At 70.2% G+C, this 12,702-nt stretch carries 14 protein-coding genes; 6 read left to right on the forward strand and 8 right to left on the reverse strand.

Annotation, left to right across the window (positions count from 1 at the left end; all coding sequences use genetic code 11):
* Window positions 1–122 precede the first annotated feature (122 nt).
* A complete protein-coding gene (locus BWI15_RS27435; protein ID WP_077017450.1) occupies window positions 123–1,379 on the forward strand; it encodes a sensor histidine kinase in 1,257 nt (418 codons plus the stop codon).
* Complete coding sequence (locus BWI15_RS27440; protein WP_077017451.1) at window positions 1,372–2,052, forward strand: response regulator; 681 nt, start codon at window positions 1,372–1,374, stop codon at window positions 2,050–2,052. Before BWI15_RS27435 ends, BWI15_RS27440 begins: the two co-directional genes overlap by 8 nt.
* A 24-nt stretch (window positions 2,053–2,076) precedes the next feature.
* Here BWI15_RS27440 and BWI15_RS27445 read toward each other — a convergent pair whose 3' ends face one another.
* Window positions 2,077–2,571 (reverse strand): FABP family protein, encoded by a 495-nt coding sequence (locus BWI15_RS27445; protein ID WP_077017452.1) that lies wholly within the window; start codon window positions 2,569–2,571, stop codon window positions 2,077–2,079.
* A gap of 172 nt (window positions 2,572–2,743) precedes the next feature.
* Between BWI15_RS27445 and BWI15_RS27450 the strand changes: the two genes are divergently transcribed.
* Complete coding sequence (locus BWI15_RS27450; protein ID WP_077019345.1) at window positions 2,744–3,106, forward strand: DsrE family protein; 363 nt, start codon at window positions 2,744–2,746, stop codon at window positions 3,104–3,106.
* 75 nt (window positions 3,107–3,181) lie between these two features.
* On the opposite strand, the gene BWI15_RS38955 is transcribed toward BWI15_RS27450, so the two are convergent.
* Together BWI15_RS38955 and BWI15_RS27465 are read right to left on the reverse strand one after the other, a co-directional pair.
* Complete coding sequence (locus BWI15_RS38955; protein ID WP_143465879.1) at window positions 3,182–5,044, reverse strand: hypothetical protein; 1,863 nt, start codon at window positions 5,042–5,044, stop codon at window positions 3,182–3,184.
* Entirely contained in the window at window positions 5,044–5,607 is a 564-nt protein-coding gene (locus BWI15_RS27465) for a hypothetical protein (protein WP_083751063.1), read from the reverse strand. The genes BWI15_RS38955 and BWI15_RS27465 overlap by 1 nt, the downstream gene beginning before the upstream one ends.
* 325 nt (window positions 5,608–5,932) lie before the next feature.
* Here BWI15_RS27465 and BWI15_RS27470 point away from each other — a divergent pair, with 325 nt between their 5' ends.
* Window positions 5,933–7,180, forward strand: a complete 1,248-nt coding sequence (locus BWI15_RS27470) for a molybdopterin-dependent oxidoreductase (RefSeq protein ID WP_077017455.1) — start codon at window positions 5,933–5,935, stop codon at window positions 7,178–7,180.
* Window positions 7,177–7,635, forward strand: a complete 459-nt coding sequence (locus tag BWI15_RS27475) for a hypothetical protein (RefSeq protein ID WP_077017456.1) — start codon at window positions 7,177–7,179, stop codon at window positions 7,633–7,635. Before BWI15_RS27470 ends, BWI15_RS27475 begins: the two co-directional genes overlap by 4 nt.
* Here the strand turns inward: BWI15_RS27475 and BWI15_RS27480 are convergent.
* Window positions 7,572–8,402, reverse strand: a complete 831-nt coding sequence (locus tag BWI15_RS27480) for a 3-keto-5-aminohexanoate cleavage protein (RefSeq protein ID WP_077017457.1) — start codon at window positions 8,400–8,402, stop codon at window positions 7,572–7,574. The two genes, BWI15_RS27475 and BWI15_RS27480, sit on opposite strands and share 64 nt — an antisense overlap.
* A 107-nt stretch (window positions 8,403–8,509) precedes the next feature.
* On the opposite strand from BWI15_RS27480, the gene dtd reads away from it, so the two are divergent.
* On the forward strand, window positions 8,510–8,935 hold the full coding sequence (gene dtd / locus BWI15_RS27485) for a D-aminoacyl-tRNA deacylase (RefSeq protein WP_077017458.1): 426 nt from the start codon (window positions 8,510–8,512) through the stop codon (window positions 8,933–8,935).
* A gap of 304 nt (window positions 8,936–9,239) precedes the next feature.
* On the opposite strand, the gene BWI15_RS27490 is transcribed toward dtd, so the two are convergent.
* The 4 genes from BWI15_RS27490 to BWI15_RS27505 form a co-directional block, all read right to left on the reverse strand.
* Window positions 9,240–10,463, reverse strand: coding sequence for a choice-of-anchor P family protein (locus BWI15_RS27490; protein ID WP_077017459.1), 1,224 nt, complete (start codon window positions 10,461–10,463; stop codon window positions 9,240–9,242).
* Window positions 10,464–10,794: 331 nt separating this feature from the next.
* A complete protein-coding gene (locus BWI15_RS27495) occupies window positions 10,795–11,091 on the reverse strand; it encodes a DUF1416 domain-containing protein (RefSeq protein WP_077017460.1) in 297 nt (98 codons plus the stop codon).
* A gap of 1 nt (window position 11,092) precedes the next feature.
* Entirely contained in the window at window positions 11,093–11,941 is an 849-nt protein-coding gene (locus BWI15_RS27500) for a sulfurtransferase (RefSeq protein ID WP_077017461.1), read from the reverse strand.
* Between the two features lie 11 nt (window positions 11,942–11,952).
* Window positions 11,953–12,408, reverse strand: coding sequence for a DUF4395 domain-containing protein (locus tag BWI15_RS27505; protein ID WP_077017462.1), 456 nt, complete (start codon window positions 12,406–12,408; stop codon window positions 11,953–11,955).
* Window positions 12,409–12,702: the final 294 nt, after the last annotated feature.

A 12,702-nucleotide genomic window follows, 5' to 3' on the forward strand; every position in this document is an offset into this window, starting at 1 on the left:
CGGCGCATTTCGTTCATATCGTTCGCGGCCGCCACCGCCGGCCCGGCACGCGGCACACCTGTCGAGGCGGCGAACACCTGCCGCGGTCTACCACCGGCAGCACTGGTGTGGACAATGTCGCCATGGGACGACGGCCGTGGGAGCTGCGGCGCCAGGTGCTCTGGTTGCAGACCGGGACGGTCGCGGTGCTGATCGCGATGGTCTGGGTCACGCTGGCCAGCCGGACGCGTTCGCGGGCCGACCGGGACGCGGCGGCGGCCGGGCTGACCCCACCGAGCTGGTCGGAGCTCCTGCAGACCGAGACCCGGACCATGCTCGGCATCGCCAGCCTGATGCTCGGGGTCGCGGTCGCCGGGAACGCACTGGTCGCCTGGCGGGTCCGCCAGGCCACCCGCGGGATGGGAACCCAGACGCTGGCCTGGATGCTCGACTTCTACCAGGGCGTACTGCGTGCCGCCCGCGAAGGCCTGCTGCTGATCGACAGCGATGGACGCATCCAGCTGGTCAACGACGAGGCCCGGCGGCTGCTCGGCCTCCAACAGGTCCCGCCCGGGGTCATGGTCGAGGAGCTGCACCTGCCGACCGCCCTGTCCGAGCTGCTCCGCGCCGGCCGGACGGCGTACGACGAACTGCACCTCGGGGCGCACGGCGTGGTCGTGGTGAACCAGCAACCGGCCCGCTCCGGGCGCATCGTGACGCTGCGGGACCACACCCAACTGCAGGCGCTGCTCGGCGAGCTCGACGCGGTCCGGAGCCTGGCGGAGTCGCTGGAGGCGCAGAACCACGAGGCCTCGAACCGGCTGCACACGGTGGTCAGCCTGATCGAGATCGGCCGGCCGGAGCGGGCCCGGGAGTTCGCGGTGTCGGAGTTGCAGTTCGCACAGGCGATGACAGACCGGGTGGTAGGCACGGTTGGTGACCCGGTGCTCGCGTCGCTGCTGCTGGCGAAGCTCTCGCAGGCGCAGGAGCGCGGCGTACTGCTCACACTGGAGCTCGGCTCGGAGGCGCTCAACACGCGGCTGCCCGCCCAGGACGTCGTCACCGTGGTCGGCAATCTGCTCGACAACGCGATGGAGGCGGCCCGGAGCGGCCCGGCGCCCCGGCGGGTCGAGCTGAAGGCGAGCACGACCCCGGACGCGATCGACCTGGCCGTGACCAACACCGGCGCCGAGCTGGGCGCGGCCGAACTGGCGCGGATGTTCGAGCGCGGCTGGACGACGAAGAACGAGCCAGGACACGGACTCGGACTGGTGCTGGTCCGCAGCACGGTCGAGCGTTGGCAGGGGACGTTGATGGTCGACCCGGATTCCGAGCTGGACGAGATCCCCGCACTGACCGTGCGGGTCCGCCTGCCGCGGGCGGTGAGCGCGAGTGCCTGATCCGCTGCGCGTGCTGGTGGTGGAGGACGACCCGGTCGCCGCCGAGGCGCACCGCACGTACGTCGATCGGCTGCCCGGCTTCACCTGCGTCGGCATCGCCGGTACGGCGGCGCGGGCGCTGTCGGTGCTGACCCACGGGCAGGTCGACCTGGTGCTGCTGGACATGAACCTGCCGGACGGGCACGGGCTGGACGTCGTCCGCCGGATGCGTGCTTCGGGCAACCAGACCGACGTGGTGGCGGTGACGTCGGCCCGGGAGGTGTCGGCGGTGCAGGCCGCGGCGCGGATCGGCGTCGTGCAGTACGTGCTGAAACCGTTCGCCTTCGAAACGTTGCGGGACCGGCTGTCGGCGTACGCCCGGCAGCGTCGCGCGGCCGAGGCGGGCCAGGTCGTCGCGGACCAGGACGAGGTCGACCGGTTGTTGCATCCGGCAACCGTTTCTTCCGTTCCCAAAGGGCTTGCCGGGTCGGTTCTGGATCGGGTGGTGCAACTGCTGGGCAACCGTGAGGGCTGGACCGCCGAGGAGGTGGCCACGGAGTTGGGCACGTCGCGGATCACGGCTCGGCGGTACCTGGAGCACCTGGCTGATCAGCAGCAGGTGCTGCGCACCCAGCGCTACGACGGGCGCAGCGGACGGCCGAAGGTCGAGTACAGCTGGGTCAGCGAAAGCTGATTCGTGCGGGTTTGCCCGGGTGCGTCAGGCGCGGACGAGCGTGGCCCAGAGGTGCGGCTGCAGCGGCTGGCCCTCGGCGGCCATGTCGTAGGCCCAGAGCAGCTCGCCCTTGACCAGCCCGTACAGGCGGTGACCGGCCGCGACCTCCTTGGCGGTGGCCGTCCGGGCGATCACGTCGGTCTGCATCTCGATCTTGGCGCCGTCCATCTCGCCGTACCAGATCTCGGCGAAGCCGGTCGGGTGCGCCAGCACGACCTCGAGCTTGTTGTCCGGCTTGGGCCGCCAGAACCCGGTCTCGACCGCGAGCGGACGCTCCTTGGTGCCGTCCTCGCCGACCACGTAGGTCTGGCTCACGTAGTGCAGGTACGGCTTGCCGTTGTGGCTGAAGTCGATCTGCTGCCCGAACTCGAACTTCTCGATCGTCGGGTAGTCACCGTGCCCGCGGCCCTCCCAGCGCCCGAGCAGCCAGGCGAGCGGCATCAGGTCGGGGTGCAGGTCCTGCGGGATCTCGAAAGCCATCGGAGTCGCCGGCGTCAGTTCGTGCTGCGGCCGCGGTACAGCCGGTAGACGACGAACGCCGAGAACCAGGCCATGAACACACTGACCAGGACCAGGAGGGTCGTGAAGATGAGGTGCAGCACGTTCGCCAGTCTAGGGGATGACCGCCCGGAGGCTGAGCTACGGTGGCGTGATGTCCCGCACGCTGGTGATCAAGCTGACCGCAGGCGCCGAAGAACCCGAACGCGCCAACCAGGCCTTCACGGTGGCGGCCACCGCCGTCGCGTCGGGTGCCACCGTCTCTTTGTGGCTCACCGGTGACGCCGTTTGGTTCGCCGTGCCTGGCCGGGCGGAGAGCTTCACGCTTCCGCACGCCGCGCCGCTCAGGGATCTGCTGGCGGCCGTCCTCGCGGGCGGCACACTGACCGTGTGCACCCAGTGCGCCAAGCGCCGGGACCTGACCGAGGGCGATCTGCTGCCCGGCACGCGGATCGCGGGGGCGCCGGCGTTCACGGAGGAGATCCTCACCGACGACGTGCAGGCCATCGTCTACTGATCTGTCACCACCGACCGCGTTGCCCAGGCGCTTTCTGCGGTTGGGCAACCCGGTCGGGTGAAGTCCTCCGGGACCTCAGCGGTCTCGGCCTTGGGGGTCCCGGCCGCGTTCGGTGTCGCGCTGGTGCTGGGCGCCGGGGGTCCGGCCGGCTTGGCCTGCCGGTTCGAGCTGGCGGTCGGAGCGGGACGCGCCCTCGGCGGGACCGGCGACGCCTTCCCGGGTGACCGCGGTGAGCTTGGCTATCTCGTCGCTGGACATCGCGGGGGCGGTGGACTGCTGACCGTTGGAGCGCTGGCCGTCCTGCTGAGCGGCCCGGCGATCCTCTGCGAGGCGGGTCTCCAGCGGGCCTGAGGGGTTCTGAGCCTCCCGCGCCTGGGCTTCGGCCCGCTTGTCGCCGCCGGTCGGCAAGGCTGACGTCTCGACCTGCACGGGCTCCTGCTGGGCTTGCGCCTGCTGAGCCTGTGCGTCAGGCCCGTCGCGGTCCGGCTGCTGCTGGTCGTTCTCCTGCCCGTCCACCGCAGACACGTCCTGCCCGAGCTCGGTCTCCCGCTCAACCTGCTGGTTCACCGCCTGCCCGGCTTGTTCCAGCCCAGGCTGGTCCTGCCCGGGTTGATCCAGGCCCGACTGCTCGACCTCATCGCGGCCCGGCTGATCCTGCTCAACCTGATCCCGGCCGGCCTGCTCCTGCTCCGCCACTGGCTGCTCGCGGTCGACCTCCGGATCGTCCCGCGCGACGTCACCCTGCTCCACCTGCGGGTCGGCGTCGGCCCGCTCAGCCTGATCGCGGTCTGCTGCCTGCCCGTCAACCATCGGCTGCGCCTGATCGACCTCCTGCGAGGCCCGCTCCGGGCCCGCCTGGTCCACCTCCTGCGGGTCCCGCTCCGGGCCGGACTGGTCCAGGTTCTGCGAGTCCTGCTCGGGGCCGGACTGGTCAGCCTCCCGCGACTCCTGCTCGGGACCGCTCTGGTCGACCTCCTGCGAGGCCCGCTCCGGCTCAGCCGGCTCGACCTCCGGCTGGTCCTGCTCGGCACGTTCGGGCTCGGGCTGGTCCTGGCCGCGTTGCTCCTGCAGCTGTTCCGCCGGCGGCTGCGCGCGGTCTACCTCGACGTCGTCGCGCGCGACATCGCCTTGTTCCACCTGCGGATCAGCCTCACCGCGCTCACCCTGGTTCGCCTCCTGCCCCTCGCGGTCGGCACGATCCAGCGCCGCGGCACCGGCTCCGGCTGCCGCTACGGGAAGTACGTCGGGACCATCCGGACCGTTCTGCTCCTCCCGCGCACGGTCCTGTTCCCTGCGCGCCTGCTCTCGGTCGTCCGTCTCACGCTCGAGGTCCTCGTTCTGCTCGCGCTGGTCGGCTTCGCGGTCGGTTTCGAGGTTGTCGGGTACGCGATCGCCGTCGGCGTCGCTCAGGCGGTCGACCTCGGCCTGCTCCAGCTCGCGGTCGCGGGGGTTCGGGATTCGGTCGCCGTCGACGTCCAGCGGGTCGCGGCCGTCGCGGCCTTGTTCGCGCTCGGGCTGGGCGTCGACGTCGTCGCGCACCAGTTCCTCGTCCCGCAGGGCGCGCTCGACCAGGCCGAGCATCAGCATCCGCTGCTGGTGCTGGGACAAGTTCTGCAGCTGGGCCTTGGCCTCAGGGTTGTGGCGCATGAAGTCCACGACCGCCTGGGTCATCTCCCGGCGTTCCTTGTAGTCGAGCTGCCGCTCCTGCTGCTCCAGCCCGCGGTCGCCGCGCCCTTCCCGCTCCGGGCGGTTGTTGTTCGGCGGGATGATGTTGTCCGGGCTGTCGAGCGCCGGCGCGCCGACCGGCTGTCGCGCCCGGCCGCGCCGCAGCGCCCTACGCATCCCCTTGAACCTCTGCCGCACGACCCCCGCGGCCCGTTTCAGCCCGCGGTACAGGTCCTCGAACAGCTCTTCCTCGATCGACTGGGCCTGCGCCATCACGCCACCTCGCTCGCATAGACGGAGTACGCGAAACCGGCGGTCGGGTTCGCCTCACCCGGCAGCAGCCGGGTGGCGTACAGGTGGATCTCCGCGCCGGGCCGCAGCCACACCGCGAGGTGCCGCCGCCGCTCCCGCCACTCGTCGGGGATCCGCGGGTCGTCGCCGGGCCCGACGAACACCGGGTCGCCCCAGTGCTGCCGCGCCAGCGCCAGCTGGTCGGGCCAGTGGTCGTCGATCAGGTCCTCCGCGTCGGCGACCTCGTCCGCAGCGATGTTGTACGCCGACCAGGTGCCGCGCGGGCTTTCGGGCAGGACGGCGTCCGGCAGCGCCAGCATGACGGTCTCCCGCGGGGTGACCAGGCCCCACGCGTACTCGGCCGGGTCGATGTCGCCCGGCGCCCATGGCTGCCAGCCGGTCGCGGCGACCACGCGCGCGACCAGCGCACGGATCCCGGCCGGACCGGTCTCCTGCGGGCCCCACAGCCGGCTCCAGTCGCCCACTTCCGCGAGGTCGGCCATCGCGCGCGCGTCCTCGTCCGGCGACCGCAGCTGCGTCCTCACTGACCTTCTCCTCTCCGAGCACACTCCCGGGCGGACTGGCACGACCGGCACGTCCGTCTCAGGTTAAGCCGGATCGGTGCCACCGTGCTCCGACGTATCCACAGGCCCACCGGATCCCGCGTCCCGCCCGGCGGGACCAACCACCCTCCCACGCCGGTCCGCACCTCGCGACCCGGCAAAACCTGCAATCCGACAACGATCCGGCCGCGGCGCGCCAGCACCGGAGCCGATCCGTCGGGGAGCCGTAAGTCCAGGGCCCGACGTTCGCGGTCGGTAACCGTGCAGGGGCCGGACAACCGGGTCGCGGCGAGTTCTGATGAAAGACATGAAGCTCCCGAGTCCTCCGCAACCGGAGTTCGCGTCGCCCCTGCACCATCCCCGGGTCGCGACCGTGATCGGCCGCTGGCTGGCGGCCGCCGTCGTGATCTGCTTCCTGACCGGCCTGTTCAGCCACCTCCAGCAGGCGACTCCCGGCTGGCTGGTGATTCCGTCCCGGCCCGCGTCGCTCTACCGCGTCACCCAGGGACTGCACGTGCTCAGCGGAACCGTCGCGATTCCGTTGCTGCTGGCAAAGCTCTGGACGGTCTACCCGAAGCTCTTCGCGAAGCTGCCGTGGCCGCCGAGCCGCCAGGCGCTGGCCACCGTGCTGGAACGCGCCTCGATCCTGGTGCTCGTCTCGGCGATGGCGCTGGAACTGTTCATCGGCTTCCTGAACACGCTCCAGTGGTATCCCTGGCCGTTCCCCTTCAAGGAGACCCACTACGCGCTCGCGTGGATCATCGTCGGCGCCTTGCTGGTGCACCTGGCGGTCAAGCTTCCGCTGATCCGCCGCCACTGGAGCCGAACCCCAGCAGACCGTACGCCGTACGCGCCGCTGCAGGAGGACCAACAGCAGACGCCATCGCCGGAGCCGGAGCCGGAGCCGGAGCCGGAGCCGGAGCCGGAGCCGGAGCCGGCAAGCATCTCCCTCCCCGCCGGCATCACGGGCCTCAGCCGCCGCGGCCTGTTCCGCACGGTCGCCGGCGCTGGCGCCGTGATCGGCATCGCCTCGATCGGCCAGTCCGTACCGGCCCTCGGCCCGATCGCCGTGCTCGCCCCCAGGAAACCGAACGTCGGCCCCCAGGATCTCCCGGTCAACCGCACCGCCCACGACGCCGGCGTCCAGGCGATCGGCGACGGCTGGCGCTTCACCATCAGTGGCCCTCGGCAACTTTCCTGGTCGCTGGCCGAGCTGCGAGCACTGCCGCAGAGCCGCTCCGACCTGCCGATCGCCTGCGTCGAGGGCTGGAGTCAAGGCGCACACTGGGAAGGCATCCGGATCCGCGACCTGCTCCACCTCGCCGGAGTCCCCGACCGCGCGGCTGTCCGCGTCGTATCGATGGAGCAGGGCGGCTTCTACGCGACCAGCGAGCTCCCACCCCAGTACGCCGCCGACCCGCTCACCCTGCTCGCCTTGCGCCTCAACGGCTCCGACCTCGACCTGGACCACGGCTACCCGGCTCGGATCATCGCCCCGAACCGCCCCGGCGTCCTGCAGACCAAGTGGGTCCATCGCCTGGAGGTCCTGGCATGAAAGCCGTCCGCGTACTCCTGGCAGCGACCGGCGTCGGCCTGGGCCTGTGGGGCCTGCGCCTGCTGCTCGAAACCCTCAGCCCGGAAGCGCTGGTCCGACTGCCCCTCTGGCTCGGCGGCGCCGTACTGGCCGACGACATTCTCCTCGTCCCTCTGACGATCGGAGCCGGCTGGCTGCTGACCCGATGGTCGACCGGTCCCGGCCGTCACCGCACCATCGACGCCGTCCGCACCACCGCCCTGTACGTCGGGGTGACGACGCTGGTCGCCATCCCTCTGCTGCTCCGCCAGGGCAAGGGCGTCAACCCGACCGTGCTGCCGCGCGACTATCTGCGCGACTGGTTGTTGCTCGAGGCCACCATCATCGCGGCCGGAGTGATCGTGGCGGTGGTTCAGTCCCGGCGGGCGACGTTCAGCAGCTCCCGGGCCGCATCCGGCGACATCGGGGGCCGCTGAGCCAGGGTCGCCAGGGCGGCGGCCCGCTCGACCAGCTCCGCGTTGTGCGTGACCGGCTGCCCCTTCGCGAGCGTGAGCGTGTCCTCCATCCCGACCCGGAGGTGGCCGCCCTTGGACAGCGCCGCGAGCGCGACCGGGAGCGTGCTCCGGCCGACGCCGGTCGCCGACCACGAGGTGACCGCCGAGGGCAGAGCGTTGACCGCGGCAACCAGTGCGTCCGGCGTACCGGGCATGCCGCCGGGCACGCCCATCACCAGGTCGCAGTGCACCTTGCCGCCGTACGGCAGACCGAACTTGTCCAGCAGCCGATGCAGCGCGGCGACGTGCCCGAGGTCGAACAGCTCGAACTCCGGTACGACGTGCCGCTGCTGCGTGAGCTGGTAGAGCTCGGTGACGAACGGCCAGGGGTTCATGAACACGTCGTCGCCGAAGTTGACCGTGCCCATCGTCAGCGAGCAGGAGTCCGGCGCCGCGTCCAGGACCCGGAGCCGGTGCTCGAACGGGTCGGTGACCGCACCGCCGGTGGACAGCTGGACGATCAGCGCGGTGTTCTCCCGGACCGCCGTGACGGTCTCGGTCAGCCGGCCGAGATCGAGCGTCGGGCGGTGCTCGGCGTCGCGGATGTGGATGTGGATCATCGCGGCCCCGGCCGCCTCGCAGCGCTTCGCCGTCTCGACCAGCTCGTCGAGCGTCGTGGGCAACGCCGGGCAGTCCGCCTTCGCGGTCTCGGCACCGGTCGGGGCAACGGTGATCAACGTCGAGGTCATGGACGAATCGTGCCAGATGTCAGCTCTGAACGGGAGATTCAGTCGTGGATCAGCCTGAAGACCGGACGATTTCCTGCCCGTCGGCGGCGTTCGGCAGACTGTGCGGCATGAGAGCAGTGGTGCAGCGAGTCACGCAGGCGTCGGTCGAGGTCGCGGGCGAGGTGGTCGGGGCGATCGACCGGCCCGGCCTGGTGGTGCTGCTCGGCGTCACCCACGAGGACACCGAGGCCGTCGCCGCGGCACTCGCGGCGAAGATCTGGACGCTGCGCATCCTGCGCGACGAGCGCTCGGCCGCCGACGAGCAGGCGCCGATCCTGGCGATCAGCCAGTTCACGCTGTACGCCGACACCCGCAAGGGCCGGCGCCCGTCGTGGAGCGCGGCCGCCCCGGGCCCGGTTTCCGAGCCCTTGTACGACGCGTTCTGCGCGGCCCTGGAATCGCTGGGGGCGAAGGTCGAGCGCGGCCGCTTCGGCGCCGACATGCAGGTGCAGCTGACCAACGACGGCCCGGTCACGTTGATCCTCGACGCCTGACCGTGGCGGACGAGCGCACCCGCGTACCGGCGCACGGCGTCCCCGCATCCCCGCATCCCCGCATCCCCACGTACCGGCGCACGGCGCTCCCGCGTCCCCGCGTCCCCGCGTCCCCGCGTCCCGGCGTACCGGCGTCCCCGCGTCCCGGAGTACCGACCTCCCGGCGTACCGGCGTACCGGCGTACCGGCGTACCGGACAAAAGAAACGACCCCGGCGCGGATCCGAAGATCCGGCCGGGGCCGTTGCGGTGTGCCTGTCTGGATCGGTGAGGTTCGACTCAGTCAGGTCGGGTGTGTGGCTGGATCAGCCGATCACACCGGCGGCCGAGTGGCCCACGACAACCTTGGTGTTCAGGCTGTAGACGTCGATCACCAGGGCGTTGACAGAGATGTAGCGGCTCTGACGCAGGACCTGGTTGAAGGTCAGCTTGGCGATGCCCGGGATCTCGAGCTCCGCGTTCTCACCGGTCTTGACCGGGTAGACCTTGTTGCCGACCTTGATCGAGGCGATCGTCGACTTCGAGTTCAGGCCGACCTTGCCGTCCTTGGTCTTCCAGGCCGACGCGGAGGACTCGATCGCGCCGATGGACAGCTTGCCGACCTTGACACCCGCGACGTGCGAGCTGAAGTCGACGTAGGACTTGTCCGCGCCGATGTTGCCCCGCTTGGTGGTGAACGCGGCGCCGACGTAGGCGACCTTCGGGATGTTGACCTCGCCGACGGCGACCCGGTGCAGCTTGCCTTCCGTGCCCTGGCAGGTGGCCTGGTAGGAGGTCGGACCGGACTTGACCAGCTTGTCGACGTTCGCCTTGGTGGCGTAGGCGTCACCGATGACCAGCGCGGTGGCCGGCTTGGTGACCTCGGCGCGGGTCTTCAGCACCGCGACGTCGACACCCTCGGGGATGTACCGGTTCTTCACGGTCGCGTGCAGCACGACGGCCTGCGCGTACGAGTAGATGCCGGTGCTGGTCTTCACGCCACCGACGCGGTTCAGCACGATGTAGCCCAGGCCCGGGACGGCGACCTTGGTGTTCGGCTTGGCCTTGAGCAGCGACGGAACGTTCACGGCGCCGATCTTCACGCCGGCGAAGGTGGTGCTGCCGGTGTAGTACGTGACGCCGTTCTTGATCCACGCGGTGGTCGTGGTCTTGGCGCCGGTCAGGTGCAGCAGGCTGCCGACGCGGATGTCGGCCGCGGTGGCGGTCGAGGTCACGCCGTTGCCGCGCTTCTCCGCGAACGCGAAGGTGTCCGTGGTGACCGTGCGAGCGATCGTCTGGTTGTTGATGTTCGCGGTGGCCAGGTCGTTGCGCGAACGACGGCTCGCGTCGGTGGTGCAGCTGATCTCGGCCTTGACCTGCGGGCCGCTGGCGACGATGCCGCCCTGGACGTCGGTGCCGATCGAGTAACCGTTGTAACCGTAGACCGGCGAGGCGTTCGCCGAGCCCGAGGTGAGCGCGATCGTCGAAGCTACGCCGACAACCGCGGCAACACCCACGGCAGCGAGCTTCTTGTTGATGCGGGGTCTCATTAAAACTTCTTCTCCCTGAGTGATGACGTGACCCCAACTGCGGGCCAGGACACAGACACAACTCAGGCGGTCGCGGTAGGTAACGAGGAAAAGGTGGTCCGTGATCAAACCGTTACCTGATCGCCGATCCGGTGAAAATCGCACCCTTGGCCGGCGGGACCGATTGTGCAATCGAGAAACGCCCGACACGCCCAAATCCCTGCAGATGTTGGGCTTTCGGGCCGTCGCGTGCATCAGTACCGGCGACCGGCAACCAGTACGACGCCGACATGCCAAGGGGCCCGGGCGCGCAAGGCCCGGGCCCCAAGGGGTTCGAACAGACTACAAAGCGTCAGACCGCGACGGCGACCTCGGCCACCTCGCCGTACTGCGCGACGACCTGCCGATCGACCGGCTCGGCCTTCGGCGCCAGCGTGCGCAGCGTCCAGCTGCCCGGCGCCGCGAAGAACCGGAAGTGCCCGGTCGCCGACGTCGGCACCTCGGCGGTGAACTCGCCGGAGGAGTCCAGCAGCCGCACGTACGCGCCACCGACCGGCTCGTCACCGCGCAGCACCTGGCCCTGGATCACGGCTTCCTTGTCGACGTCGACGCCCTTGAGGTCGAGGCCGCCCTTCTTCGCACCGCACATGTCAGGCCTCCCCGGGCTCGTCGCCGAGGGCAACCGGTACGCCGACCAGCGAGCCCCACTCGGTCCACGAACCGTCGTAGTTCTTGACGTTCTCCTGGCCGAGCAGCTCGTGCAGCACGAACCAGGTGTGCGCCGAGCGCTCACCGATCCGGCAGTAGGCGATGGTGTCCTTGCCGAAGTCGACCCCGGCGTCGGCGTACAGCTTCTTCAGCTCGTCGTCGGAGCGGAACGTGCCGTCGTCGTTGGCCGCCTTGCTCCACGGGATGCTGGCCGCGGTCGGGATGTGGCCGGCGCGCTGGGCCTGCTCCTGCGGGAGGTGGGCCGGGGCGAGCAGCCGGCCGGCGTACTCGTCGGGGCTGCGCACGTCGACCAGGTTCTTCACGCCGATCGCGTCCTGCACCTCGTCGCGGAAGGCGCGGATGTTCAGGTCCGGCTCCTTGGCGACGTACTGGGTCGGCTCGCGCTTGACCACCTCGTCGGTCAGCTCGCGGCTGTCCAGCTCCCAGCGCTTACGGCCGCCGTCGAGCAGCCGGACGTCGGCGTGCCCGTAGAGCTTGAAGTACCAGAACGCGTACGCGGCGAACCAGTTGTTGTTGCCGCCGTAGAGCACCACGGTGTCGTCGTTCTTGACGCCGCGCTCGGACAGCAGCGCCTGGAACTGCTGCTGGTTGACGAAGTCGCGCCGGACCTGGTCCTGCAGGTCGGTCTTCCAGTCCAGCTTGATCGCACCGGCGATGTGACCGGCGTCGTACGCCGAGACGTCCTCGTCGACCTCGATCAGCACGACGTTGTCGTCGGACTTGTGCTCCTCGACCCAGTCGGCCGAGACGAGAGCGGATTCCCTGCTCATTGTGCTGCCTCTCAGTTGGTAGCGGTGTGGGGCGTACGAATGCGGTGGATCAGCAGATAGGCCTCGCACCCGAGGCACAGCCCGACCGCGGCGTTCACGAACGCGGCGACCAGGGCGAATCCGGTGGCGACGACGCCGAGTAGCTCGACGCCGGCGAAGTAACCGATCAAGCCGAGCCCGGCGAAGACCAGGCCGACCAGTTGGGCGAACCGCGGCGGCGCCGCGTCTTCCAGCTCCTTGGGCGGGCCCAGCCGGGGCCGGACCACCCGCTTGAACAATTGTCCGTACGGCGACGCCTGGACGCCGAACGCGACGGCGATCGCGAACACGACCGCCTGCACGGCCAGCGGCCAGGGGTTGTTCAGGATCAGCGTGAGCGCCAGGACGACAGTGGTCAGCGCCGCCGCGAACCGGAGTCCGCGCGGGTCGACCTGTGCCACTGGGGAGGTCACCGACTGCTGGGACATACGAACTCCTCGACCAGGAGCTGGATCGAGCCGTCCCGCCCGAAGTGCTTGCGGGAGGCGGCGTACTGCCGGACCGTGCTCAGCTGCCGGTTCCGGAGCGCTCTGGACGCCGCCTGGTCAGTGGGAACGACACAGGGACGAGCGCATGCGGCAGTTGTCCACTGCCCTGCGCTTGGTCAGCCATGTCGTGTAAGCCACGTGTCGAGAGTACGGAAACCGGCCGGACCTGCCAGTCATAGTCCCACTTAATGAGACAACTGATCACCATATGGATGGGTTCACCGGCGTGGCGGG

Source organism: Kribbella sp. ALI-6-A, assembly GCF_001984195.1.
Taxonomy (GTDB): Bacteria; Actinomycetota; Actinomycetes; order Propionibacteriales; family Kribbellaceae; genus Kribbella.